Annotated in this window: 22 protein-coding genes; 16 read left to right on the top strand and 6 right to left on the bottom strand. The window is 71.7% G+C overall.

The window, feature by feature from the left end; genetic code table 11:
* Positions 1–124 precede the first annotated feature (124 nt).
* Together ACFYZA_RS34325 and ACFYZA_RS34320 are read left to right on the top strand one after the other, a co-directional pair.
* Positions 125–1,333, top strand: coding sequence for a sensor histidine kinase (locus tag ACFYZA_RS34325; RefSeq protein WP_382595717.1), 1,209 nt, complete (start codon positions 125–127; stop codon positions 1,331–1,333).
* Positions 1,334–1,387: 54 nt separating this feature from the next.
* A complete protein-coding gene (locus tag ACFYZA_RS34320) occupies positions 1,388–2,059 on the top strand; it encodes a response regulator (protein ID WP_382595714.1) in 672 nt (223 codons plus the stop codon).
* Positions 2,060–2,114: 55 nt separating this feature from the next.
* Here ACFYZA_RS34320 and ACFYZA_RS34315 read toward each other — a convergent pair whose 3' ends face one another.
* Complete coding sequence (locus ACFYZA_RS34315; protein WP_388494568.1) at positions 2,115–3,227, bottom strand: DUF5937 family protein; 1,113 nt, start codon at positions 3,225–3,227, stop codon at positions 2,115–2,117.
* 146 nt (positions 3,228–3,373) lie between these two features.
* Here ACFYZA_RS34315 and ACFYZA_RS34310 point away from each other — a divergent pair, with 146 nt between their 5' ends.
* The gene (locus ACFYZA_RS34310; protein ID WP_382595711.1) at positions 3,374–3,601 is read left to right on the top strand and encodes a hypothetical protein; all 228 of its coding nucleotides are present in this window, start codon (positions 3,374–3,376) and stop codon (positions 3,599–3,601) included.
* 64 nt (positions 3,602–3,665) lie between these two features.
* On the opposite strand, the gene ACFYZA_RS34305 is transcribed toward ACFYZA_RS34310, so the two are convergent.
* A complete protein-coding gene (locus tag ACFYZA_RS34305; protein WP_388494489.1) occupies positions 3,666–4,865 on the bottom strand; it encodes a threonine aldolase family protein in 1,200 nt (399 codons plus the stop codon).
* A 131-nt stretch (positions 4,866–4,996) separates the two neighbouring features.
* Here ACFYZA_RS34305 and ACFYZA_RS34300 point away from each other — a divergent pair, with 131 nt between their 5' ends.
* The 10 genes from ACFYZA_RS34300 to ACFYZA_RS34255 all read left to right on the top strand — a co-directional run bounded on the left by ACFYZA_RS34300 (position 4,997) and on the right by ACFYZA_RS34255 (position 12,991).
* On the top strand, positions 4,997–5,920 hold the full coding sequence (locus ACFYZA_RS34300; RefSeq protein ID WP_388494488.1) for a Rossmann-like and DUF2520 domain-containing protein: 924 nt from the start codon (positions 4,997–4,999) through the stop codon (positions 5,918–5,920).
* The gene (gene panC / locus ACFYZA_RS34295; RefSeq protein ID WP_382595702.1) at positions 5,917–6,903 is read left to right on the top strand and encodes a pantoate--beta-alanine ligase; all 987 of its coding nucleotides are present in this window, start codon (positions 5,917–5,919) and stop codon (positions 6,901–6,903) included. Before ACFYZA_RS34300 ends, panC begins: the two co-directional genes overlap by 4 nt.
* A complete protein-coding gene (locus ACFYZA_RS34290; RefSeq protein WP_388494487.1) occupies positions 6,900–8,651 on the top strand; it encodes an L-aspartate oxidase in 1,752 nt (583 codons plus the stop codon). Before panC ends, ACFYZA_RS34290 begins: the two co-directional genes overlap by 4 nt.
* Positions 8,652–8,653: 2 nt before the next feature.
* Positions 8,654–9,682 (top strand): carboxylating nicotinate-nucleotide diphosphorylase, encoded by a 1,029-nt coding sequence (nadC, locus tag ACFYZA_RS34285; protein WP_388494486.1) that lies wholly within the window; start codon positions 8,654–8,656, stop codon positions 9,680–9,682.
* Positions 9,682–10,488 carry a type III pantothenate kinase gene (locus tag ACFYZA_RS34280; protein WP_382595693.1) on the top strand — a complete coding sequence of 269 codons (807 nt, stop codon included), beginning with the start codon at positions 9,682–9,684 and terminating at the stop codon, positions 10,486–10,488. Before nadC ends, ACFYZA_RS34280 begins: the two co-directional genes overlap by 1 nt.
* A 144-nt stretch (positions 10,489–10,632) precedes the next feature.
* Positions 10,633–11,208: a hypothetical protein gene (locus ACFYZA_RS34275; protein WP_382595856.1), complete on the top strand. Its 576-nt coding sequence runs from the start codon at positions 10,633–10,635 to the stop codon at positions 11,206–11,208.
* A 13-nt stretch (positions 11,209–11,221) separates the two neighbouring features.
* Entirely contained in the window at positions 11,222–11,395 is a 174-nt protein-coding gene (locus ACFYZA_RS34270) for a hypothetical protein (protein WP_167157923.1), read from the top strand.
* 126 nt (positions 11,396–11,521) lie between these two features.
* Positions 11,522–11,956, top strand: coding sequence for a BlaI/MecI/CopY family transcriptional regulator (locus tag ACFYZA_RS34265; RefSeq protein ID WP_161248111.1), 435 nt, complete (start codon positions 11,522–11,524; stop codon positions 11,954–11,956).
* Positions 11,957–11,965: 9 nt separating this feature from the next.
* A complete protein-coding gene (locus ACFYZA_RS34260; RefSeq protein ID WP_382595688.1) occupies positions 11,966–12,496 on the top strand; it encodes an amino-acid N-acetyltransferase in 531 nt (176 codons plus the stop codon).
* 153 nt (positions 12,497–12,649) lie between these two features.
* A complete protein-coding gene (locus ACFYZA_RS34255) occupies positions 12,650–12,991 on the top strand; it encodes an Lsr2 family protein (RefSeq protein ID WP_328311302.1) in 342 nt (113 codons plus the stop codon).
* Here ACFYZA_RS34255 and ACFYZA_RS34250 read toward each other — a convergent pair.
* On the bottom strand, positions 12,970–13,602 hold the full coding sequence (locus ACFYZA_RS34250) for an SCO3374 family protein (protein WP_382595684.1): 633 nt from the start codon (positions 13,600–13,602) through the stop codon (positions 12,970–12,972). The two genes, ACFYZA_RS34255 and ACFYZA_RS34250, sit on opposite strands and share 22 nt — an antisense overlap.
* Positions 13,603–14,032: 430 nt before the next feature.
* On the opposite strand from ACFYZA_RS34250, the gene ACFYZA_RS34245 reads away from it, so the two are divergent.
* Positions 14,033–16,558, top strand: a complete 2,526-nt coding sequence (locus ACFYZA_RS34245; protein WP_120722094.1) for an ATP-dependent Clp protease ATP-binding subunit — start codon at positions 14,033–14,035, stop codon at positions 16,556–16,558.
* Positions 16,559–16,639: 81 nt separating this feature from the next.
* Here the strand turns inward: ACFYZA_RS34245 and ACFYZA_RS34240 are convergent, their stop codons facing one another.
* Positions 16,640–19,864 (bottom strand): NACHT domain-containing protein, encoded by a 3,225-nt coding sequence (locus tag ACFYZA_RS34240; RefSeq protein ID WP_388494485.1) that lies wholly within the window; start codon positions 19,862–19,864, stop codon positions 16,640–16,642.
* Entirely contained in the window at positions 19,861–20,202 is a 342-nt protein-coding gene (locus ACFYZA_RS34235; RefSeq protein ID WP_382599692.1) for a trypco2 family protein, read from the bottom strand. The genes ACFYZA_RS34240 and ACFYZA_RS34235 overlap by 4 nt, the downstream gene beginning before the upstream one ends.
* A 585-nt stretch (positions 20,203–20,787) precedes the next feature.
* Between ACFYZA_RS34235 and ACFYZA_RS34230 the strand changes: the two genes are divergently transcribed.
* Positions 20,788–21,444, top strand: a complete 657-nt coding sequence (locus ACFYZA_RS34230) for a M23 family metallopeptidase (RefSeq protein WP_382599690.1) — start codon at positions 20,788–20,790, stop codon at positions 21,442–21,444.
* Positions 21,445–21,478: 34 nt separating this feature from the next.
* Here ACFYZA_RS34230 and ACFYZA_RS34225 read toward each other — a convergent pair whose 3' ends face one another.
* Positions 21,479–22,045 (bottom strand): TetR/AcrR family transcriptional regulator, encoded by a 567-nt coding sequence (locus ACFYZA_RS34225; RefSeq protein ID WP_382599688.1) that lies wholly within the window; start codon positions 22,043–22,045, stop codon positions 21,479–21,481.
* 170 nt (positions 22,046–22,215) lie between these two features.
* Between ACFYZA_RS34225 and ACFYZA_RS34220 the strand changes: the two genes are divergently transcribed.
* On the top strand, positions 22,216–23,808 hold the full coding sequence (locus ACFYZA_RS34220; protein ID WP_388494484.1) for an MDR family MFS transporter: 1,593 nt from the start codon (positions 22,216–22,218) through the stop codon (positions 23,806–23,808).
* Positions 23,809–23,814 lie beyond the last annotated feature (6 nt).

Here is a 23,814-nt window from a genome sequence, read left to right as displayed (position 1 = left end):
CGGAGTGCTGACACGTCTCATCCGTCACGCGTCCAAGTCTCCACCTTGCGGAGTACGCCGCCGGGATCAGGATCGCCCCGGCGGTTGACCCCTGCACCTGTCCGCTTTCCCTACGCTGGGTTACGTGCAGCGCCTCTACGACTTCATCCGCAGGAACCCGACCGGGGTCGACGCCTTCTGGGCCTTCGTCCTGTTCGGGTTCTCCTGCCTGCAGATCCTGTCGGCGGCGCACGACCCGAAGCAGCCGGCCTGGAGCCTCCAGGTCCTGGTCTCGCTCGGGATGGGCGTGGCCGTGGCGCTGCGCCGCCGGATGCCCGAGCGGATGCTGCTCCTCGTCATCGCCGTGGGCCTGGCGCAGCTGGCGCTGAACGTCCAGCCGCAGGTCCAGGACTTCGCGATGCTGGTCCTCGTCTACACCGTGGCCTCCGCGGGTGAGCGCTGGGCCTCGCGGGTCGCGTTGATCGGCGGGCTGTTCGCGGCTCCGCTCGCCCATGTGCGCTGGATGGCGACGGGGGTGGGGAGCAGCGGGCAGGAGAAGGTCTTCTTCGTCATCATCATGACGGTCCCGTTCGTGCTCGCCTGGGTGCTCGGCGACTCGATGCGCACCCGCAAGGCGTACTTCGCGCAGCTGGAGGAGCGGGCCTCGCGCCTGGAGCGGGAGCGCGAGGCGCAGGCCAAGGTGGCGGTCGCCGCCGAGCGGGCCCGGATCGCCCGTGAGCTGCACGACGTGGTGGCGCACAACGTGTCGGTGATGGTGGTGCAGGCCGACGGCGCCGCCTATGTGATGGACACCTCGCCGGACCAGGCGAAGACGGCCCTGGAGACCATCTCGATGACGGGCCGTCAGGCGCTCGCCGAGATGCGCCGGCTGCTCGGCGTGCTGCGCACCGGTGAGCACCAGGAGGCGGGGGAGTACGTCCCGCAGCCGGACGTCCAGCAGATCGAGGACCTGGTGGAGACGGTCCGGGGGGCCGGCCTCACCGTCGACTTCAAGATCGAGGGCACCCCGCGCCCGCTGCCCAGCGGCGTCGAGCTGACGGCGTACCGGATCGTGCAGGAGGCGCTCACCAACACCCGCAAGCACGGCGGTCCGGACGCGGGGGCCAGCGTGCGGCTCGTGTACTTCGACGACGGCCTCGGCCTGCTCGTGGAGGACGACGGCCGCGGCGCCGCCCACGAGATGTACGAGGACGGCGGCGCGGACGGGCAGGGCCACGGCCTGATCGGCATGCGCGAGCGGATCGGCATGGTCGGAGGCACCCTTGACGCGGGGCCGCGCCCCGGCGGCGGCTTCCGCATCAGTGCCCTGCTGCCGCTCAAGCCGGCCCACTGATTTCCTGTACGTGGTCATGTGACCGGACTTGTACGGCGTGATGGAGAGGGAACGATGACGATCCGCGTGATGCTCGTCGACGACCAGGTGCTGCTGCGCACCGGGTTCCGGATGGTGCTCGCCGCCCAGCCGGACATGGAGGTCGTCGCGGAGGCGGGCGACGGCGCGGAGGCGATCGACATCCTGCGTGCGACCGCCGTCGACGTCGTCCTGATGGATGTGCGCATGCCGAGGCTGGACGGGGTGGAGGCCACCCGGCGCATCTGCGAGGCGCCGAACCCGCCGAAGGTGCTGATCCTGACCACCTTCGACCTCGACGAGTACGCCTTCTCCGGGCTCAAGGCGGGGGCCAGCGGCTTCATGCTGAAGGACGTGCCGCCGGCCGAACTGCTCGCCGCGATCCGCTCGGTGCACAGCGGCGACGCGGTGGTCGCGCCCTCGACGACCCGGCGACTGCTCGACCGGTTCGCCCCGATGCTCCCCACCAGCGGCAAGGGGCCCGAGAACAAGCAGTTGGAGCGTCTGACCGAGCGCGAGCGCGAGGTCATGCTCCTGGTCGCGCAGGGGCTGTCCAACGGCGAGATCGCGGCCCGGCTCGTCCTGTCGGAGGCCACGGTCAAGACCCATGTGGGCCGCATCCTCACCAAGCTGGAACTCCGCGACCGCGTCCAGGTGGTGGTCCTCGCGTACGAGAGCGGCCTGGTGCGGGCGGGCGGCGCGGGCTGAGGCGGGGCAGGCCCGGCCGTACGCCCGGCCGGGCCGGGGCCGCGCGCCCGCGCGCTCAGCGCAGTACGCCCTCCAGGAAGTCGCTGCCGAGGCGGGCCACCACCGTCAGGTCCAGCTGGTGCAGCACGTACCGGCCGCGGCGCCGGGTGGTGATGAGCCCGGCCTTCTTCAGGACGGCCAGATGGCGCGAGACCTCCGGCGCGGTGATCCCGTGCGCGTCGGCGAGCTCGCTCGTCGTGTAGGGGGAGCGGGCCAGATTGCGGCACAGGCGCATCCGCATCGGGTGGGCCAGCGCCTCCATGCGCAGCTTGAGGGTCTCCACCGAGGCGGGCGAGGGCAGTTCGGGGCCGTGCACCGGGTAGTGGATCACCGGCCGCCAGCCCGGCGCGTGCAGCACCATCAGGTGCGGCCAGCCGAACGAGGTGGGCACGAAGGTGAGGCCGGCGCCGGGCTCCGGGTCGGTGGCGATCGTGCGGCCCTCGGCCAGCTTGTCGACGCTGATCCGGGTGCCGCCCTGGTCGAGGCTGAGCGCGGCCGAGACCGCCCCGATCGCCTCGTCGAGGCCCTTGCGGCGCAGCAGCTCCGCCTTGTGCCGGGCGTCGGCGGCCAGTTGGACCCGGACGCGCTGCCAGGTGTCCGCGAAGAAGGCCTGGTCGCAGTCCTCCAGAAGACGCCGCAGCCAGGCCCGTACGGACGCGGGATCGTCCAACAGGCGCTTGGTGAAGTCCACTTGGTGCGGGCCGCGCGTCGCCGCCATCTCCAGGGCGCGCATCCGCATCGCCGGATCGTGCAGCGCGGAGAGCGTCTTGACCCCGTACAGGCTGGAGCAGGTGAACTCCAGGGCGGCGGAGGTGAAGCGCTCGTCGGTGAGGCGGTCCAGCAGGTCGAGGTCCTCGGCCAGCGTGGCGCCGGTGCTGCCGTCGTGGCCCGGTATGCCCGCGAACGGCATGAACACGTCGGAGAAGGTGTTGCGCCACAGGAACTCGGCCTCGTGCAGCCGGTCCGCGAGGTCGGGCTTGAGGGCCGCCGCGGTCGCCGTCGCCCAGCCGTGCAGACCCGGGTGGTGACCCGGCTCGGAGAGCGCGTGCAGGGCCAGGCCCAGCTCGGCGAGCGGGGAGACCGCGAAGCCGATGCGCTCGGGCGGCAGGCCCGTGATGTCGATGGTCACGCTCATGCGCCCATGGTGCACCGGCGCACTGACAAAGAGGCCGCCGATTGACGGTCCCGGTCAATCGACGGCACTGGTCAGGGCGCCATTTGACGCGGCTCGTCAATCGGCGCGACGCGGCGCCCGCACGGGCTCACCGTGGAGACATGGACGCGATGCAGCAGCACATGATCGACAGCTACCGCGCGGCCCGCCTCGGCGAGCCCGCGCCTCCGGTACCCGGCACCCACGACGTGGCGACCGTGCGCGCGATACGGGACTACCGCCGCTTCGAGGCGGTCCTCGCGGGCCGCCTCGCCACCGGCCGGCTGCGGGCGGCCCTGGCCCACCTGATCGCCCCGCAGCACCACAGGCGCCCGCCCGCCTGCCCGTGAGGCCGGTGAGACCCGTGCGCCCGGTGGGACCCGTGTGCCCCGTGGGAGCGGGCGGGGGAGCGGGCTACGGGAGGAGCCGTACGAAGTCGGCCACCGCGGCCCGGACGTCCTCGGCGCTCCACTCCAGGCCCGGGGCGTTGACCGTGACCTCCGTGACGGCGATGCCGGCCGGGCCCGAGGGGTTCGCCAGCCAGCGTCGGAACAGACAGACCCCGGCCCCGGCCTGCTGGAGCGAGGCCGCGTTGAGCACCTCGGCCTCGTAGGGCAGCCACACCTGGAACTGGTGGGTGTGCGGCGGCTCGGGGTGCACCCGGAACCACGGCACGCCCGCGGCGGCGAGGCCCTCGTGGATCGCCCGGGCCACGACCTTGGCGTGGGCCACGTACGACGGCAGCTCGGGCAGCTCGCGGCGCAGGCCGAGCAGGCCGGAGAGGGCCGTCGGGAACTGCTGGAAGAGCTGGCCGCCATAGCGGTGGCGCCAGGTGCGGGCCTGCGCGACGAGCGACTCGGGGCCCGCCAGGACCGCGCCGGAAAGACCGCCCAGCGTCTTGTAGAAGGACACGTACACGCTGTCCGCGAGGCCCGCGACCTCCCGCAGCGGGCGGCCGAAGTGGGCGGTGGTCTCCCAGAGCCTGGCCCCGTCGAAGTGGACCACCGCGTCCCGCTCGCGGGCCGCGTCCACCACGGCCACCAGCTCGTCCCAGGTCGGCAGGACATAGCCCGCGTCGCGCAGCGGGAGCTCCAGCATCAGGGTGCCGAAGGGCTCCTCGAAGTCGCGCACCTCGTCGGCGGTGGGCAGCCGGGGCTCGGCGGTCGGGTGGACCGTGCGCAGGCCGCTGAGCTGCCCGAGGGCCTGGCGCTCGTGCACCTCGGGGTGGGCGAGCGGATGCAGGGCGACCGTCGGGTCGCCGGTGCGCGCGGCCCAGCAGCGCAGCGCGACCTGCTGGGCCATCGTGCCGGTGGGGAAGAAGACGGCGGCCGGGAAGCCGAGCTCCTCGGCGGTACGGCGCTCCAGCTCGGCCACCGGGCCGTCGCCGTAGAGGTCGGCGAACGCGTCCAGGTCGTAGACCTCGGCGCCGTCCGCCAGAAGGGCCGCCAGACGTTCCGCCATGGTGTGGTCGACCGACTGGTACGCCAGGGTCCGCTTGGCGCTCCTGAAGACGGCCAGGCGGTGCTGCTTGGCCTGTTCCGGGGTTTCGTCCCGCGTCGCTTCCGGGACCTGGGAGGGGGAATCGGGGAGGGAATTCGGCTCGGTATCGGGCATGGGGCGATGATCGCCCACACCCTGTGGACAACCCAAGGGGTTTCCGGGGCCTGGGCGTAGCATGAGCGGGCCGTTTGATTTTGGTTTGGCGTCCGGTACCCCTCGCGGACTGGAACGGAAGGCCCCACCGCGTGAACGCACCACCAGAGCACCGCCACGAACACAGCCCGGCGGACCGCCCCGCCCGCCTCACCGTGGGCGTCGTCGGCGCGGGCCGGGTCGGCCCCGCCCTCGCCGCCGCGCTCCAGCTGGCCGGACACCGCCCGGTCGCGGTCTCCGGCGTCTCCGACGCCTCGGTGCGCAGGGCCGCCGCCCTGCTGCCCGACGTGCCGCTCGTGCCGCCCGCCGAGGTCCTCGCGCGCGCCGAGCTCGTCCTCCTGACCGTCCCCGACGACGCCCTGCCGGGCCTGGTCGAGGGCCTCGCCGAGACGGGCGCGATCCGCCCCGGCCAGCTCCTGGCGCACACCTCCGGGCGGTACGGCACGGCCGTCCTCGACCCGGCCAGGCGGGCCGGCGCGCTGCCGCTCGCCCTGCACCCGGCGATGACGTTCACCGGCACCGCCGTGGACGTCCGGCGCCTGGCGGGCTGCTCGTTCGGCGTGACCGCCCCCGAGGAGCTGCGGCTCGCCGCCGAGGCCCTGGTCATCGAGATGGGCGGCGAGCCCGAGTGGATCGCCGAGGGCGACCGCCCGCTCTACCACGCGGCCCTCGCGCTGGGCGCGAATCACCTGGTCACGCTGGTCGCCCAGTCGATGGAGCTGCTCGGCAAGGCCGGTGTCGCCCACCCCGACCGGATGCTCGGCCCGCTGCTGGGCGCGGCCCTCGACAACGCCCTGCGCTCGGGCGACGCGGCCCTGACCGGGCCGGTCTCGCGCGGCGACGCGGGCACGGTCGCCGCCCACGTGGCCGAGCTGCGCAAGCACGCGCCGGGCACGGTCGCCGGATACCTCGCGATGGCCCGTACGACCGCGGACCGGGCGCTCGCGCACGGACTGCTCAAGCCGGAGCTCGCCCAGGACCTGCTCGGGGTGCTCGCCGAAGGAGACGAGCGATGACCGCTCTGGTGCGTACGGCCGCGGAGCTCGCGGCCCTCCGGCACACCGGCCGCCGTGCCGTCGTGATGACCATGGGCGCGCTGCACGAGGGCCACGCCACCTTGATCCGCACCGCGCGCGAGCTGGCAGGACCCGACGGGCAGGTCGTGGTCACCGTCTTCGTCAACCCGCTGCAGTTCGGTGCGGGCGAGGACCTGGACCGCTATCCCCGCACCCTGGACGCGGACCGCGCGATCGCCGAACGGGAGGGCGCCGACGCCGTGTTCGCGCCCTCCGTGGACGAGGTCTACCCCGGCGGCGAGCCCCAGGTGCGCGTCACCGCGGGCCCCATGGGCGAGCTCCTCGAAGGCGCGGCCCGGCCAGGACACTTCGACGGCATGCTGACCGTCGTCGCCAAGCTGCTCCACCTCAGCGCGCCCGACGTCGCCCTGTACGGGCAGAAGGACGCCCAGCAGCTGGCGCTGATCCGGCGCATGGTGCGCGATCTGAACTTCCCCGTCGAGATCGTCGGCGTACCGACCGTGCGCGAGGACGACGGGCTCGCCCTGTCCAGCCGCAACCGTTACCTCGCCCCGGCCGAACGGGCCGCGGCCCGCGCCCTGTCGCGCGCCCTGTTCGCGGCCCGCGACCGGCTGGCCGCCGAGCACGCCCTGTACGCGCGGGCCACCGCCGGGGGCGCCGTATCGGGCCGGGCCGACGCGCTCACCGCGATCGGCGAGGCCCGCGCCGCCGCCGACGCCCACGCGGTCGCCGCGGCCGCGCCGTCGCCCGCCGCCATCAAGGCCGTCGCCCAGGGCGTGCTCGACGCCGCCGCGAAGGTCGAACCTCCGGTCGTGGCGGACTACTTGGCGCTGGTGGACCCGGAGACGTTCCGGGAGGCGCCGGAGGGATTCGACGGCACGGCGATCCTCGCCGTCGCCGCCCGCGTCGGCACCACCCGCCTCATCGACAACATCCCGCTCACGTTCGGAGCACCGGAATGACCAGTACCGGAATACGGCTCGACGCCCCCGCAGCCGGCTGGGCCATCGACGCGGACGTCGTGGTCGTCGGCTCCGGCGTCGCGGGCCTGACCGCCGCGCTGCGCTGCACCGCGGCCGGCCTGGCCACGGTCGTCGTCACCAAGGCCCGCCTGGACGACGGTTCCACGCGCTGGGCGCAGGGCGGCATAGCGGCCGCCCTCGGCGAGGGCGACACCCCCGAGCAGCACCTGGACGACACCCTGGTGGCGGGCGCGGGCCTGTGCGACGAGGACGCGGTACGCCTCCTCGTCACCGAAGGCCCGGACGCCGTACGGCGGTTGATCGCCACCGGCGCCCACTTCGACACCGACGAGTCGGGCGCGATCTCGCTCACCCGCGAAGGCGGCCACCACCGCCGGCGCATCGCGCACGCGGGCGGCGACGCGACGGGCGCCGAGATTTCCCGCGCGCTCGTCGAGGCGGTCCGCACCCGGGCGGTGCGCACCATCGAGAACGCCCTGGTCCTCGACCTCCTCAAGGACGAGCATGGCCGCACCGCCGGCATCACCCTGCACGTCATGGGCGAGGGCCAGCACGACGGCGTCGGCGCGGTCCGCGCCCCCGCGGTGGTGCTCGCGACCGGCGGCATGGGCCAGGTGTTCTCGGCGACCACCAACCCGTCGGTGTCCACCGGCGACGGCGTGGCCCTCGCGCTGCGCGCGGGCGCCGAGATCTCCGACCTCGAATTCGTCCAGTTCCACCCCACGGTCCTCTTCCTCGGCGCCGACTCCGAGGGCCAGCAGCCGCTGGTCTCGGAGGCCGTGCGCGGCGAGGGCGCCCACCTGGTGGACGCGTCCGGCACCCGCTTCATGCTCGGGCAGCACGAGCTGGCCGAGCTCGCCCCGCGCGACATCGTCGCGAAGGCCATCACCCGTCAGATGCAGGCGCGGGGCGCCGAGCACATGTACCTGGACGGCCGGCACTTCGGCGCCGAGATGTGGGCGCACCGCTTCCCGACGATCCTGGCCGCCTGCCGCTCGCACGGCATCGACCCGGTGACCGAGCCGATCCCGGTCGCCCCGGCCGCGCACTACGCATCCGGCGGCATCCGCACCGACCTGCGCGGCCGCACCACCGTGCCGGGCCTGTACGCCTGCGGCGAGGTCGCCTGCACCGGAGTGCACGGCGCCAACCGGCTCGCCTCCAACTCCCTTCTGGAGGGCCTGGTCTTCGCCGAGAACATCGCGGCGGACATCACGAAGGATCAGGCCGGACCCACCACAACTCCCGTACCGGACAAGGCCGTTGAGGCCGACCGGCACGAGGGTGCGGCCGTTGGGGCCGACCGCCACGAGGCCGAGGCCGACCCGCACGACGGTCCCGTACCGCTGCTCGACCCGGCGGCCCGCATCCAGATCCAGCGGATCATGACCAACGGCGCCGGGGTGCTCCGCTCCGCCGAGAGCCTCGCCGGGGCCGCCGAGCGCCTGGAGGCGATCCGCGCCGACGAGCGCAAGGCCGCCGTGCCGGGCGTCGAGGCGTGGGAGACCACCAACCTGCTGCTCGTCGCCCGGGTCCTGGTCGCCGCGGCGGCCGCCCGCGAGGAGACCCGCGGCTGCCACTGGCGCGAGGACCGGCCGGACCGCGACGACGCGGCCTGGCGCCGCCACCTCGTCGTCCGCATCACCCCCGGGCGGTCCCTGGACATCCGCCCCACCACCAGCGCCACCTTCCCCCCGACCGTCGCAGCCACCCCCCTGGAGCCGTAACCGTGAGCACGCCCGAGGAACTCCGTCCCCAGCCGGTGGACGTCCCCCTGATCCAGATCGGTGCGCCCGTCCAGGGCGGCGGCTGCGGCGACGACTGCGGCTGCGGCGGCGGCGAGGAGGTGTACGAGTGCGGGCTCGACCCCGCGCTCGCCGCGCTGCTCGCCGAGTCCGGCCTGGACCCCGTCCAGGTCGAGGACATCGCCCACCTCGCCATCGAGGAGGACCTGGACGGCGGCATGGACGTCACCTCGGCGGCCACCGTCCCCCAGGACGCCGTCGCCACCGGCGACTTCACCGCCCGCGAGGCCGGCACGGTCGCGGGCCTGCGGGTCGCCGAGGCGATCCTGTCCATCGTGTGCACCGAGGAGTTCGAGGTCGAGCGGCACGTCGCCGACGGCGACCGGGTGGCCGCGGGCCAGAAGCTGCTCAGCGTCACGACCCGCACCCGCGACCTGCTGACCGGCGAGCGCAGCGCGCTCAACCTGCTGTGCCGCCTGTCCGGCATCGCCACCGCCACCCGCGCCTGGGCCGACGCCCTCGAGGGCACCGGCGCCAAGGTCCGCGACACCCGCAAGACCACCCCGGGCCTGCGCGCCCTGGAGAAGTACGCGGTGCGCTGCGGCGGCGGCGTCAACCACCGCATGTCCCTGTCGGACGCGGCGCTGGTCAAGGACAACCACGTGGTCGCGGCCGGCGGTGTGGCCGAGGCCTTCAAGGCCGTACGGGGCCGCTTCCCGGACCTGGCCATCGAGGTCGAGGTCGACACCCTGGCCCAGGTCACCGAAGTCCTGGACGCCGGGGCCGACTTGATCCTGCTCGACAACTTCACGCCGGCCGAGACGGCCGAGGCGGTCGCCCTGGTCGCGGGCCGCGCGATGCTCGAATCCTCGGGCCGCCTCACCCTGGCGACCGCCACCGAGTACGCGGCGACGGGCGTCGACTACCTGGCGGTGGGCGCCCTCACCCACTCCTCGCCCATCCTGGACATCGGCCTCGACCTGCGCGAGGCCGGCCGAGAGGGCTCGGCCTGATGCTGCTCACCATCGACGTCGGCAACACCCACACCGTCCTCGGCCTGTTCGACGGCGAGGAGGTCGTCGAGCACTGGCGGATCTCCACCGACGCCCGCCGCACCGCGGACGAGCTGGCCGTGCTGCTCAACGGCCTGATGGGCACCCACCCGCTGCTCGGCGCGGAGCTCGGCGACGGCATCGAGGGCATCGCGATCTGCGCGACCGTCCCCTCGGTCCTGCACGAGCTGCGCGAGGTGACCCGCCGCTACTACGGCGACGTCCCGGCGGTCCTGGTGGAGCCCGGCATCAAGACGGGCGTGCCGGTCCTGACCGACAACCCCAAGGAGGTCGGCGCCGACCGCATCGTCAACTCGGTCGCCGCCGTCGAGCTCTACGGCGGCCCCGCGATCGTCGTCGACTTCGGTACGGGCACGACGTTCGACGCGGTCAGCGCGCGCGGCGAGTACGTCGGCGGCGTCATCGCCCCCGGCATCGAGATCTCCGTCGACGCCCTCGGCATCCGGGGCGCCCAGCTCCGCAAGATCGAGGTGGCCAGGCCCCGCTCGGTGATCGGCAAGAACACCGTCGAGGCCATGCAGGCAGGCATCGTGTACGGGTTCGCGGGCCAGGTCGACGGCGTCGTCCGGCGCATGAAGCGCGAACTGGTCGGCCCCGAGGGCGACCCGGACGACGTGACGGTCATCGCCACCGGAGGCCTCGCCCCGATGGTGCTGGGCGAGGCCGAGGAGATCGACGAACACGAGCCGTGGCTGACCCTGATCGGTCTGCGCCTCGTGTACGAGCGCAACGTGGCACGTTCCTGAAGTCCCGCGCCTTCTGAGACGGCGGCCGGGCGCGCGGGGACCGGGATACCCCACAACGCGCCCGGCATCGGCCCGTTAAGCGGATTTTGTCCATTTACGACGTATCGTCACCGCATGCCCACGCCATACGGATCCCGTGGCGGCATGGCGTTCGGTGCGGACGAGCTGCGTGTGCTCCGACGCGCCCTCGCCGTCGCCCTCCACCCCAGCGCCGTCCAGGATGAGGACATCCGGGACTGCCTGCGCCTGGCCGACTCCGTGGACGAGGCCGTCCGCGAGGGGGAGCGGCTGCGCGCCTTCCTGCTCGCCGACCTCGCCCGCTACCGTGACGCGCTCCCCGGCTCGCTGCCCGGCTACACCGAGCTGCTCCAGGACGCCCTGGCGGCCGGCTACGACCCCGGGCCCGACGACCTGGCCGCGCTGCGCGCGCTGCGCTCGGACCCGGTGTGCGCGGCCCTCCTGGAGCGCTGCCGCCGGCTCGCCGAGCGCTCGGTACGGGCCCGCCTGGCCGGCCGCGCGGTCGCGGCGCCCGAGCGGCGCGGCAGGCTCCTGACCCTGGTCGGCGGAGGCGCCGCCGACCAGGACAAGTCCGCCGAGCCGCGGCCGGGCACCCCGGTCCGCCCGGCGCCGGCGCCCGAGCGCCCCGTGCCGAAGCCCTCCGAGGTCTTCCCGCCACGCCGCCGTCCCGAGCCCCCGGCCGAGGAACGCCGGGCGGGCTAGCTACTCTGTCGGTATGGACTACGTTTCCGCGCTTCTGCCCCCCGTGGTGATGGCCGTCTTCTTCATCGCGCTCGTCGTGACGATCGTGAAGAGCCAGGGCGGCCCCAACAAGGGCAAGGAGGACGCGGCCGTGGACAGCGCGCTCGCCCGCGCCGAGGCCGCACAGCAGAAGCCCGCCTCTCCCTGACCGCAGGGTCCGCAGGGGTACGCACAGCGGGGGGCGCACAGGGGTATTTCCCCGCGTGCGCCCTTTTTGCTGCGCGCTAACTGCAAATAACCAGCCATTCGCGACATCTCCCACTATGGTGCAGATGTGCCCCGTCAATTGGGAGAGCTGGAAGACGCCGTCATGACCCGGGTCTGGCAGTGGAACCGCCCGGTGACCGTCCGGGAAGTCCTCGAAGACCTTCAGCAGGAACGGTCCATCGCGTACACCACGGTCATGACCGTAATGGACAATCTCCATCAGAAGGGCTGGGTCCGCAGGGAAGTCGACGGGCGGGCCTATCGATATACGGCGGTCTCCACCCGGGCCGCGTACGCCGCGGCGCTGATGAACGAAGCCTGGTCCCAGAGCGACAACCGTGCGGCCGCACTGGTCGCCTTCTTCGGCATGATGTCCCCCGAGGAGCGCGAAGCGCTGCGCGATGCCGTGCGCATGGTGCAGGAGCCGGAACCCGAACGGGACCGCGAAGCCGAACAAGGATCCGAAGAGGGCGATGCGCCCGGAGCCGAAGCGGGGCGATAGCGTCCAGGCATGTCTTATCCCGCCGCGAATGCGGTCACCGTCCGCCGGGCCAGGACCGGCGATGTACCGGCCGTGCGAAGCCTTCTCGACGCGTACGTCGGAGGCGGGATCCTGCTCGACAAAGCGACGGTCACGCTTTACGAGTCCATCCAGGAGTTCTGGGTGGCGGAACGCGACTCGGACGCCCGCGTGGTCGGCTGCGGGGCGCTGCACGTGATGTGGGAAGACCTCGCCGAAGTGCGCACTCTCGCCGTGGACCCCGAGTTCCACGGCTCCGGCATCGGACATCTGGTGCTCACCAAGCTGCTCCAGACCGCCCGCTGGCTCGGAGTGCGGCGGGTTTTCTGCCTCACCTTCGAAGTCCCGTTCTTCGCGAAGCACGGGTTCACCGAGATCGGGGAGACTCCGGTCGATACGGTCGACACAGATGTCTACAGCGAGCTGCTGCGCTCCTATGACGAGGGCGTCGCCGAGTTCCTCGGTCTCGAACGAGTGAAGCCGAACACCTTGGGCAACACCCGGATGCTTCTGCACCTGTGATCGGGGAAGCGGCGGGAAGCTGTCGGAACCCTATGTCCGAATCGCGTACGTTTCCCGTGGAGCAAGGATCCTGAACCTCTCCAGGGGGTTTGTGTTTTCCAGTCAAAAGCGGTTTCCTTTCCGCGTACTGCATTTTCGATGAAAGGAAATCCGGTGGCACAGAAGGTTCAGGTCCTTCTTGTCGATGACCTCGACGGTGGCGAGGCTGACGAGACCGTGACGTTCGCTCTTGACGGGAAGAGCTTCGAGATCGACCTCACCACCGCCAACGCGGACAAGCTCCGCGGTCTCCTTGAGCCGTACCTCAAGAGCGGCCGGCGTACCGGTGGCCGCGCGGCGGGCGGTCGCGGCAAGGCCCGTGGCGCGCTGCTCGGCACCGGCAACCAGAACACGGCCGAGATCCGCAAGTGGGCCAAGGAGCAGGGCTACAACGTTAACGACCGCGGCCGTGTCCCGGCCGAAATCCGTGAGGCCTACGAGAAGCAGAACGGCTGAGTTTCCGTGTTCCCCGTACCACCTGGGGATTTCGCGTGGAACAACCGGGCCCGGTGGCATTCCGTCGCCGCCGCGGCCACCAGCCTCACGAGGCTGAGGCCCGCGGCGCGGCCGCCCCGCGCGGCGCGGGAGGCATCAGAACCGTCCCCGTCGCCGGCACCGCCGCACTGAGTGAATCCGGTGAACGAGGGCAACCGCGCCTCGATCTCGCACCCGGGCTCGGGGGGCCGCACCCACACGGCGGCCCCCCGCGAGCCGGCCCAGCCCGGCGGAACCGGGGCGGTCATGCGGCCTCCGGCGCCGATGGCGCGCAGATCCAGGGCGACCCCGCCCCACTCCAGCCAGTCGAGCAGCCCCGGCAGCTCGTCCGCGCTTCCGGCCGCCACGAGCAGCCGCATCCGGCGCCCCACCAGGGCGACGGGGCCGGTCCGCTCGTACCGTTCCAGGAGGGCGAAGCCGGCGCTCGCCGGGAGCTCGAGGACGTCGAAGCGCAGTCCGGTGAGCAGCTGGACCGGAGGCCCCTCGGAGACGGCCCAGCCGAGCCCGCGCTCGTACCACTGCGCGAGCGAGCCATCCAGGGGTGCGCGGGGCTGCGGGACGGTGAGGGCCATGCCCGGAGCAACTGAAGAAACGGCGCCGAGTTACGCTGGGTTTCCGGACGAACGCGCTCCGTGGGGAATTGTGGGGCGCTCGGGGGTGTGAGCGGGCGCAAGGTTGTTCGCCCGTAGCTTACGGAACCGGGGTCTTTCGCATGGAGTGTCAGTCCGGGCGGGTAAGACATTCCTAGTGGGGAGGGGCGACACGCTCGTCAGGCGGTCTCACGTTCGCCATCGGCGTACTGGAGACAGGGGTATCTGTCTGGCCTGCGGGAACATCGTCTCGCACCATCGGGTTGGAGCAGTTGTCGGCTGTTCGGGCCGGGAGGCATTGAACGGGTGTCGGCAGTTGGAATGAGCTGTCCCGCCCTGCGGGACTAGCATGCGGAAGGACAGGGAGGGGACCGCCCCCTTACTGCCCGACCGCTCTGAGGAGCGATTAACGATGTTCGAGAGGTTCACCGACCGCGCGCGGCGGGTTGTCGTCCTGGCTCAGGAAGAAGCCCGGATGCTCAACCACAACTACATCGGCACCGAGCACATCCTCCTGGGCCTGATCCACGAGGGTGAGGGTGTCGCCGCTAAGGCCCTGGAGAGCCTCGGGATTTCGCTCGAGGCGGTCCGCCAGCAGGTGGAGGAGATCATCGGTCAGGGCCAGCAGGCCCCGTCCGGCCACATCCCCTTCACGCCCCGTGCCAAGAAGGTCCTGGAGCTGTCGCTCCGCGAGGCCCTCCAGCTCGGCCACAACTACATCGGCACCGAGCACATCCTGCTCGGCCTGATCCGCGAGGGCGAGGGCGTCGCAGCCCAGGTCCTGGTGAAGCTGGGCGCCGATCTCAACCGGGTGCGGCAGCAGGTCATCCAGCTGCTCTCCGGCTACCAGGGCAAGGAAGCCGCCACGGCCGGCGGCCCTGCGGAGGGCACCCCCTCCACGTCCCTGGTGCTCGACCAGTTCGGCCGCAACCTGACGCAGGCCGCTCGCGAATCCAAGCTCGACCCGGTCATCGGGCGCGAGAAGGAGATCGAGCGCGTCATGCAGGTCCTGTCGCGCCGTACCAAGAACAACCCGGTCCTCATCGGCGAGCCCGGCGTCGGCAAGACCGCCGTCGTCGAGGGCCTGGCCCAGGCGATCGTCAAGGGCGAAGTGCCCGAGACGCTCAAGGACAAGCACCTCTACACGCTGGACCTCGGCGCCCTGGTCGCCGGATCCCGCTACCGCGGTGACTTCGAGGAGCGCCTGAAGAAGGTCCTCAAGGAGATCCGCACCCGCGGAGACATCATCCTGTTCATCGACGAGCTCCACACCCTGGTGGGTGCGGGTGCCGCCGAGGGCGCGATCGACGCGGCGAGCATCCTCAAGCCGATGCTGGCCCGCGGTGAGCTCCAGACCATCGGTGCCACCACGCTCGACGAGTACCGCAAGCACCTGGAGAAGGACGCCGCTCTCGAGCGACGCTTCCAGCCCATCCAGGTCGCCGAGCCGTCGCTGCCGCACACCATCGAGATCCTCAAGGGTCTGCGCGACCGCTACGAGGCCCACCACCGCGTCTCGATCACGGACGAAGCCCTCGTCCAGGCCGCGACGCTGGCCGACCGGTACATCTCGGACCGCTTCCTGCCGGACAAGGCGATCGACCTGATCGACGAGGCCGGTTCCCGGATGCGCATCCGCCGGATGACCGCGCCGCCGGACCTCCGCGAGTTCGACGAGAAGATCGCGGGCGTGCGCCGCGACAAGGAGTCGGCCATCGACTCCCAGGACTTCGAGAAGGCGGCCTCTCTCCGCGACAAGGAGAAGCAGCTGCTCGCCGCGAAGGCCAAGCGCGAGAAGGAGTGGAAGGCCGGCGACATGGACGTCGTCGCCGAGGTCGACGGCGAGCTGATCGCCGAGGTGCTGGCCACGGCCACGGGCATCCCGGTCTTCAAGCTCACCGAGGAGGAGTCCTCGCGGCTGCTCCGCATGGAGGACGAGCTGCACAAGCGCGTCATCGGCCAGAAGGACGCCATCAAGGCGCTCTCGCAGGCGATCCGACGCACGCGTGCCGGTCTGAAGGACCCGAAGCGTCCCGGTGGTTCGTTCATCTTCGCCGGTCCGTCCGGTGTCGGTAAGACCGAGCTGTCGAAGACGCTGGCGGAATTCCTCTTCGGCGACGAGGACGCGCTGATCTCCCTCGACATGTCGGAGTTCAGCGAGAAGCACACGGTTTCCCGCCTCTTCGGTTCGCCCCCCGGTTACGTGGGTTACGAAGAGGGCGGCCAGCTCACCGAGAAGGTGCGCCGCAAGCCGTTCTCCGTCGTCCTGTTCGACGAGGTCGAGAAGGCCCACCCCGATATCTTCAATTCCCTGCTCCAGATTCTGGAAGACGGTCGTCTGACCGACTCCCAGGGCCGGGTCGTGGACTTCAAGAACACGGTCATCATCATGACGACCAACCTCGGGACCCGGGACATCTCCAAGGGCTTCAACCTGGGCTTCGCCGCCCAGGGTGACGTCAAGACCGGCTACGACCGGATGAAGGCCAAGGTCAACGAGGAGCTGAAGCAGCACTTCCGCCCCGAGTTCCTCAACCGTGTCGACGACACGGTGGTCTTCCACCAGCTGACCGAGGAAGACATCATCCAGATCGTCGACCTCATGATCGACAAGGTGGACGAGCGCCTCAAGGACCGCGACATGGGCATCGAGCTCAATGCCGAGGCCAAGTCGCTGCTCGCCAAGAAGGGCTACGACCCGATCATGGGCGCCCGGCCGCTGCGCCGGACGATCCAGCGGGAGATCGAGGACATCCTCTCCGAGAAGATCCTCTTCGGTGAGCTGCGCCCCGGTCACATCGTGGTCATCGGCACCGAGGGCGAGGGTGAGGAGAAGAAGTTCACCTTCCGCGGCGAGGAGAAGTCGGCTCTGCCCGACGTCCCGCCGATCGAGGACGCGGCCGCCGGCGGCGGTCCGAACCTGAGCAAGGAGGCGTAGTCCTCTTCGGAGGCCTCGCCTGAAGGGGCTGCCCCGGCCCGTACGTCACGTACGGGCCGGGGCAGCCCCTTTTTCGTGCGCTCACGGGGCCAGCGGGCCGCCGTTGACGGTGACCGTCAGGCCGGGGCGGCGCAGCAGCGCGCCCGGGTTCCAGGAGCCGGCCTGGACGGTGCCGACCGCCAGGTCCACCGTCGTGAGGGCCGGGAACACCGCGAGGACCGCGCCCAGGTCGCCGTCGGAGTTGGCGAGCCACAGGTCGAGGTGGCGGACGCTGGGCAGCGGGGCCACCCCGGCGAGCGCGGCCACCGAGCTCAGCGCGACGCCGAGCCGGACGATGCCGGGCTGCCCGCGCACGTACGCCAGGAGCCGCCGGGTGGTCGCCGACGAGGAGGGGGCCAGCTCCAGGTAAGTGAGGGCGGGCCAGCGGTTCAGCGCGTCGAAGCCGGCCACCTGGTCGGCCTCCAGATGCAGGGTGGTGACGTGGTCCAGCACCGGGAGCTGGGCGAGGTGGAGATCCGTGCTGCTGCCGAACAGCAGGGTGCGCAGGGCCGGCACCTCGCCGAGCGGGGAGAGGTCGACCTCCTGCGCGGACACGTCGAGCAGCCCGAGCGAGGTGAGGACGGGCAGCCGGGCGAGCTGGGTGAGATCGCGCAGGCCCGAGCCCCGCAGCACCTCCAGGTCCGCGAGGCGCTCCGCGCTGTCCCGCAGGAAGGCGAGGTCGGCCAGGCGCTCGGTGCCGTTCAGGCGCAGGGCCGCCACCTCGCGGCCGCGCAGCGAGGCGTGCAGCTCGTCCGCGGTCAGGTCGGGCGGCACGGTGATCCACAGCCGGCGGGCGCCCGGCACGTGCGGGAGCTGGGCGAGCTGCCAGCGGGTCTCCACGTGCAGCAGGGCCTCCCGCAGGTCGAGGTGGGCGAGCACCTCGCGGGCGTAGCGCTCGGCTGGGTAGCGCGACCACTCGGTGGCGAACAGGTCGGCCGCGTGCGGGTGGGCGGCCGACCAGGCGCGGGCGTGCTCGATGGCCTCCGCGTTGCCGACCCGGTTGATGAGCCCGACGACGTGTCCGAGCGCCTCGGCCGAGGTGGTGCCCGGGTCCGGGAGATGGCCGAGGACGGACGGGCCCAGCCGGGCGAGCAGGGTGACGGTCTCCAGGTCGCGCGGCGGGAGCAGCGCCGCGATGTGTTCGCGGACCCGGCGGGCGGTCACCTCGTCGAGGTAGGCGGCGTGCTGGGCACAACGGGCCGCGAGCACATGGATCTTGGCCTTGTCCTGGTGGGCGCTGTGGCGGGTGCCCGCGTCGAGCAGCCCGTTGACGAGGACGGGCCGGTCGCGGCGGCCGCAGTGCCCGGCGGCGAGCAGGATCACGTCCTGCCACTGCTGTTCCTCCGAGGCGTGCCCGAGGAGTTCGCCCAGGTGCCCGTCCTCCACGAACTCCTTCGCGGCGAGGAAGTCCTGGAAGGTGCGGTGGGTGAACTGGAAGACGTCGTCGGCGCGTTCCTGGAGCAGCCCGCTGCGGTTGAGCAGGTGGCGAAGGACGTCCTCGGGGGTGCCCTGGCCGCGGACGTTCTCCATGCCGGACAGGGCCCGCTTGAGCTGGCGCAGCGCCTGGTCGCGGGAGAACTCCGACTGGCCCTCGCGCACCAGCCACACCGCGATCCGCTGGAGCAGCTCAGTGCACTCCTCGGCGCTGATCTCGATGCCCTCGGGCGCCTCGACCTTGCGCTGCTGGTCGCGGTTGCCGAGCAGCATCCGCAGGGCCGCCTCGTAGAGCTTCCAGCGGGTGTCGGGCAGGAAGCCCTGGCGCAGCCGGTGCAGGGCGCAGATGACGGCGCACAGCAGGGGAGTACGCGCGAGGCCCTTGAGGGTGCTGTTCTGCTTGAACTGCTCGGACAGATCGCGTTCCAGCTCGTCCAGGTCCTCGTGCGGGCCGCTGTCGAGCCGGGCCGCGCGGTGCCAGGCCGCGATGAAGGCGGTGATGTCCTCGTCGTTCATCGGAAGCAGCCGCAGCTCTTCGAAGCCCGCGTACTTCAGCCAGTCCGGCTCGACCGCCATCGGCCGTACCGTCACCACGCAGCGGGTGCGCGGATAGCGGTCCAGGAGGGCGGCGAGCCAGCGGTGGGCCTCCTCGCGGTCCTCCTGCGGCACCTCGTCGAGCCCGTCCACCAGGAGCAGCGCCTGCCCGGTCTTCAGGACCCGGCCGGCCCAGCCCTCCGGTGCCGCGTCCACCACGAGCCGTGCTGCGGTGGGGAGTTGGGCGGGCAGCGGGAAGGTGGCGCCCTGGGCGCGCAGGGTGCGCAGCGGCACCACGAACGGCACGAGCGCGTTGAGGTCGGCGAGGCCGGGTCCGAGCCGGCCGGCCGCCGCGTGCGCCGCGAGCCACCACACCAGGGTGGTCTTGCCGGCCCCCGCCTCGCCCCGGATCAGGACGCGCGGGCGGGAGGCGAGCAGGGCGTCGATGCGCTGCGGGGCGCTGTCCATCAGGGGGCGGCCCGCCTGCGGCGGCTCGGTGGCCTTGGGTCTCGCCTCCAGGCTGAGGTAGGCGGTGTCCAGGTCCCACTCGGAGTCCCGCTTGTTCAGCTCGTCCAGGCCGAAGATCTTCGTCTTGCGGTACGAGGCGCCGATGGCCTCCGCGTACTCGTGCTCGTAGCGCTGGTCCTCCGGGGGTACGCCGGTGACCAGTTCGAGCGGGGCGGGCGCGGCCAGAGTGGCGAACGCGGCGCGGAAGCCCTCGGAGGCGAAGATGCCCCGCAGCGGCACGCACACCACCCTGCGGTGGCCGCGCCCGCGCGGGATCTCCTTGACCAGGCCGAGCAGGGTGGCCGCCGCGAAGAGCGGGGCGCCCGAGAGGCCGGCCAGCGGCGAGCTGCCGTCCGCGCGTTCGGTGGCGGGCGGCCGGTGCAGCTCGCAGACCAGGTCGTCACGCAGGCTGCCCGCCACCGGCAGGACGGTGCCGACGAACTGGTCGTAGTCGAGGTGGTGGTCGGCGCCGTAGCGCTGGATGTCGGGGAAGCCGATGATCTCGCAGCCGGGCAGCGACTGCGCGGTGTCCACGGTGCCGAGGCGCAGCAGTCCGGGCAGCAGCTCCTCGTCGCTGTAGATGAGCGCCGCGTCCAACTCGGCGTCCTGCCACAGGACTTGGGAGGTCACCTCGCCGATGGAAGGGTGGGCGAGACGGACCGGCGGGGCGCCCACCAGGTTGTGCGCGCAGGTCAGCACCAGCCACGGCGAGACGATGACCCCGCTGCCCTGGTGCCCGTCGGAGAGCACGGCCACGACCCGGTCGGCGGTCGTGGGTAAGGAGGTGCTCATCGCGGCCCGGCCGCGAAGCCCCCACCGGGCCCGGCGTTGCCGACCCTCCAGGCGGCGCCGTCGGTGGCGGCGCGCGGCGTCAGGGTGAAGGCCACCTTGTGCGTGCGCCCCGTGTCGCGCCCGGCCTCGGCGCCCGCGTCCACCACCCAGGCCCGCACCTTGAGCCCGCCCTTGACCTCCTTGCGGAGTTCGAGCGTGAACTCCATCTGGATCTGGCCGAGTTCGAAGACCAGCGATTGTCCGGAGGCCCGCGCGGCGGCCTCGGTGAGTTGTTCGCGTACGGACTCGATGGCGTCGGCCAGCTCGATCCCGTCGAAAGCATGCCTGTCGTCGGTCATGACACAGTCCCCTCGCTCGCCCCAATTCTCGCGCTGGATAAGGCAGTTGGGACAGGGGTGGGAGGGTGGTGCCGGGTGCCGGGTGCCGGGTGCCGGGTGCCGGGTGCCGGTGGCGGGCGGCGGGTGCCAGGCGGCGGGTTCGCGCGCCACGGCCCTCGTCGGCCGGGCCGGGCCCGGGCCCCGTCGGCGGGGAGCCTCCACGTGAGGGGTGGACGGCGCCGGTCACGGGTGCGGGGCCCGGCCGCGCGGGAGCCGCTACGGGTCGCGGGTCGTCCGGCGAGGGCCGCTGGGCCTTGGTCCCGAAAGGGAAGGGCTTCGGTCCGGGACCCGGTGACAAGGCACACAGGGCCCCGGGGGTCTACTACGCGGCCTAGGGGGCGTTGGCCGCGCACCGGACGTATTCCCAGCCTGATCGTTACGGCTTTCGTTAGTAGATGGGCGTTTTGGGCGGAGATGGGGGCTTGGGTTACCAAGGTGAGGCCGACCCGGTGTGCCGCTGTGCGTGCCGGGTCCGCGCATGCCGCCGGAACTCACTCTGGGTCTCACTCGGCGGATCACCCTGTCGCCGTACGGAAGAGCTCCCGCATGCCCCAGCGCACCCTGTCCAAGACCGTCCGCCCGTCCGCGTTCCGCCTGCGCGCCGTGGCGATCGCCGCCGTCGCCGCCGGAACGGGCGCCGCGACGCTCCTCGGTGCGGGTGCCGCGGCCGCCGACTCCGCGTCGCTGGCCCCGACCTCCGTCACCACGTCCGCCGTGGCCGACCAGGCCAAGGCGCAGACCAAGGCCGCCGCCGCGGTCAAGCAGGCCGCCGCCGCCAAGGCCGCGTCCTGGGTGCACCCGGTCACGCACTACACGCTGAGCGCCAGCTTCGGCCTGGGCGGTTCGATGTGGTCGCACAAGCACTCCGGCCAGGACTTCGCGGTGCCCAACGGCACGCCCGTCTCGGCCGCGCACGCCGGCACCGTCGTCAAGGCCGGCCCGGTCGGCGCCGGTGACGGCCCCGCCTACGGCAACGCGATCGTGATCCGGCACGCCAACAACACGTACTCGCAGTACGCGCACCTGTCGCAGATCAACGTGCGCGTCGGCCAGACCGTGGGCACCGGCGACCGGATCGCGCTCTCCGGCAACACGGGCAACTCCAGTGGCCCGCACCTGCACTTCGAGATCCGTACGTCGCCGAACTACGGCTCGGCCGTCAACCCCGTCGCCTTCCTGCGGACGGTCGGCCTCACCGTCTGACCGTCGAAGTCGCCCGGACCGGGGCCCAACAGGCCTAGGCGCGGGGCGAGTTGTGGTGGGCCTGGGTGACCAGGTCGCTGGCGACCTCGAGGACGCTGACGCGCTTCTCCTCGGGGTCGCCCTCCATGTCCTTGAGGACGAACATCCCGGCGTGCATCGAGAACAGCGCCGTGAAGCACCGGATCCGGTCGGCCATCGAGGCGTCCGGATCCTTCAGCAGGTCGACCATCGCGTGCATCCGCTCCTTGAACATCTCGCCGATGCTCAGCTCGCGCATGGTCGCCTGGTTCTCCTGCATGAACCGGAACAGCGGCTCCGCCCCGAAGAGCGCCTCGCTGTAGCGGCGCAGGATCTCCAGTTTGACGTCGAGCGTGCCCGGCTGCGTCCGGCCCCACTCGATCACCTCGTCCATGGGCCTGGTGAGGTCCTGGAAGAGGCTGATGATGATGTCTTCCTTGGTCTTGAAGTGGTAGTAGAGCGCCGCCTTCGTCACATCCAGCCGCTCGGCGATCTCGCGCAGCGAGGTCTTTTCGTACCCCTGCTCGCCGAAGAGCTCCAGGGCAACGTCCTGGATCCGCTGGCGGGTGTTTCCTCTGGCCATGCCGCTCTCCCGAATGCGTACGGCCGCCGTGCCCCGGCGGCCGTGCCGTGAGTCATGTACTTACTTGACGCCCGGCTAGTTACGGTCTACCTTCCCCAGTGTAGTGGTAACTAGCCGGGCGGCAAGTAAGTGCCTCACCCGGTGGACGCGGTTTCAGGGAGTTGGGGACGATGGCGACGGGGATACCTAAAGAGAAGGCGGCGGAGTCGGGGGTGACCGACGGGCCGCAGCCGCGCAGCGTGCGGGTGGTGCTGCTCGCGCTCATGATCGCGATGCTGCTCGCCATGCTCGACAACATGATCGTGAACACGGCGATGCCGACGATCGTGGGCGAACTCGGGGGACTTGAGCACCTGTCGTGGGTGGTGACGGCCTACACGCTGGCCACTGCCGCGTCCACGCCGATCTGGGGCAAGCTCGGCGACATGTACGGGCGCAAGGGCGCCTTCCTCACCTCCATCGTGATCTTCCTGATCGGCTCCGCGCTCAGCGGCATGGCGCAGGACATGAGCCAGCTCATCGGCTTCCGCGCGATCCAGGGTCTGGGCGCGGGCGGTCTCATGGTCGGCGTCATGGCGATCATCGGTGACCTCATTCCGCCCCGCGAGCGCGGCAAGTACCAGGGCATGATGGCCGGCGTCATGGCGCTCGCCATGATCGGCGGCCCGCTGGTCGGCGGCGCCATCACCGACCACCTCGGCTGGCGCTGGACCTTCTACATCAACATCCCGCTCGGCGCGGTCGCGCTCGCCATGGTCACCGCCGTGCTCCACCTGCCCAAGAAGCGGGCCCGCGGCCGGATCGACTACCTCGGCACGATCCTGCTGACTGTCGGCATCACGTCGATCGTCCTGGTCACCACGTGGGGCGGCTCGCAGTACGCCTGGGGCTCCGCGATCATCATGGAGCTCATCGCGCTCGGCGTCGTCTCGATCGTCGGCTTCCTCTTCGTCGAGACGAAGGCCGCCGAGCCGATCCTGCCGCTGCACATCTTCCGCAACCGGAACTTCTCGCTGATGTCCGGCATCGGCTTCCTCACCGGCTTCGTGATGTTCGGCGCGATGCTGTTCCTGCCGCTGTACCAGCAGTCCGTGCAGGGCGCCTCCGCCACCAACTCCGGTCTGCTGCTGCTCCCGATGCTGCTCTCGATGATGGCCGTCTCGCTGATCGCGGGCCGGGTCACCACCAACAGCGGCAAGTACAAGATCTTCCCGATCGTGGGCGGCGCGCTCGTCGTGGTCGGCCTGTTCCTCCTGTCCACGATGGACACCACCACGACGCGGTTCATGTCCGGCGTCTACATGGCCGTGCTCGGCGCGGGCATGGGCTTCCTGATGCAGATCACGATGCTGGTCGCGCAGAACAGCGTCGAGATGAAGGACATGGGCGTCGCCTCGTCCTCCACGACCCTCTTCCGTACGCTCGGCTCGTCCTTCGGCGTCTCGATCATGGGCGCGATCTTCACGAACCGGGTCGGCGACGAGATGACCCACCGCCTCGGCTCCGGCGCCGGCAAGCTGGCCTCGGCCCAGCTGGACCACGCGAGCCTGCTGAAGCTGCCCGCGCCGGTGCGTGAGGCGTACCAGTACGCGGTGTCCTCCGGTACGCACGGGACGTTCCTGGTCGGCTCGATCATCGCGGTGGCCATGTTCGTGGCGGCCCTGTTCGTCAAGGAGGTCCCGCTGCGGGGTGCCGCGCCGGCGCCGGAGCAGGGCAAGGCCCCGGTGGATGCGGCTGCGCCGCTTTCGGAGCCGGTGCTGTAGTTCGGG

Source organism: Streptomyces sp. NPDC001828 (genome assembly GCF_042892175.1).
Classification (GTDB): domain Bacteria; phylum Actinomycetota; class Actinomycetes; order Streptomycetales; family Streptomycetaceae; genus Streptomyces.
The sequence above is the reverse complement of the archived record's forward strand: the minus strand, read 5'-3'. Positions and strand labels throughout refer to the sequence as shown.

Bases quoted from the DNA above. Each gene is read 5' to 3' on its own strand.
- ACFYZA_RS34320 (WP_382595714.1), top strand. From the start codon at position 1,388: ATGACGATCCGCGTGATGCTCGTCGACGACCAGGTGCTGCTGCGCACC.
- ACFYZA_RS34310 (WP_382595711.1), top strand. From the start codon at position 3,374: ATGGACGCGATGCAGCAGCACATGATCGACAGCTACCGCGCGGCCCGC.
- ACFYZA_RS34305 (WP_388494489.1), bottom strand. From the start codon at position 4,865: ATGCCCGATACCGAGCCGAATTCCCTCCCCGATTCCCCCTCCCAGGTC.
- panC (WP_382595702.1), top strand. From the start codon at position 5,917: ATGACCGCTCTGGTGCGTACGGCCGCGGAGCTCGCGGCCCTCCGGCAC.
- ACFYZA_RS34290 (WP_388494487.1), top strand. From the start codon at position 6,900: ATGACCAGTACCGGAATACGGCTCGACGCCCCCGCAGCCGGCTGGGCC.
- ACFYZA_RS34280 (WP_382595693.1), top strand. From the start codon at position 9,682: ATGCTGCTCACCATCGACGTCGGCAACACCCACACCGTCCTCGGCCTG.
- ACFYZA_RS34275 (WP_382595856.1), top strand. From the start codon at position 10,633: ATGGCGTTCGGTGCGGACGAGCTGCGTGTGCTCCGACGCGCCCTCGCC.
- ACFYZA_RS34270 (WP_167157923.1), top strand. From the start codon at position 11,222: ATGGACTACGTTTCCGCGCTTCTGCCCCCCGTGGTGATGGCCGTCTTC.
- ACFYZA_RS34260 (WP_382595688.1), top strand. From the start codon at position 11,966: ATGTCTTATCCCGCCGCGAATGCGGTCACCGTCCGCCGGGCCAGGACC.
- ACFYZA_RS34250 (WP_382595684.1), bottom strand. From the start codon at position 13,602: ATGGCCCTCACCGTCCCGCAGCCCCGCGCACCCCTGGATGGCTCGCTC.
- ACFYZA_RS34245 (WP_120722094.1), top strand. From the start codon at position 14,033: ATGTTCGAGAGGTTCACCGACCGCGCGCGGCGGGTTGTCGTCCTGGCT.
- ACFYZA_RS34240 (WP_388494485.1), bottom strand. From the start codon at position 19,864: ATGAGCACCTCCTTACCCACGACCGCCGACCGGGTCGTGGCCGTGCTC.
- ACFYZA_RS34235 (WP_382599692.1), bottom strand. From the start codon at position 20,202: ATGACCGACGACAGGCATGCTTTCGACGGGATCGAGCTGGCCGACGCC.
- ACFYZA_RS34230 (WP_382599690.1), top strand. From the start codon at position 20,788: ATGCCCCAGCGCACCCTGTCCAAGACCGTCCGCCCGTCCGCGTTCCGC.
- ACFYZA_RS34225 (WP_382599688.1), bottom strand. From the start codon at position 22,045: ATGGCCAGAGGAAACACCCGCCAGCGGATCCAGGACGTTGCCCTGGAG.
- ACFYZA_RS34220 (WP_388494484.1), top strand. From the start codon at position 22,216: ATGGCGACGGGGATACCTAAAGAGAAGGCGGCGGAGTCGGGGGTGACC.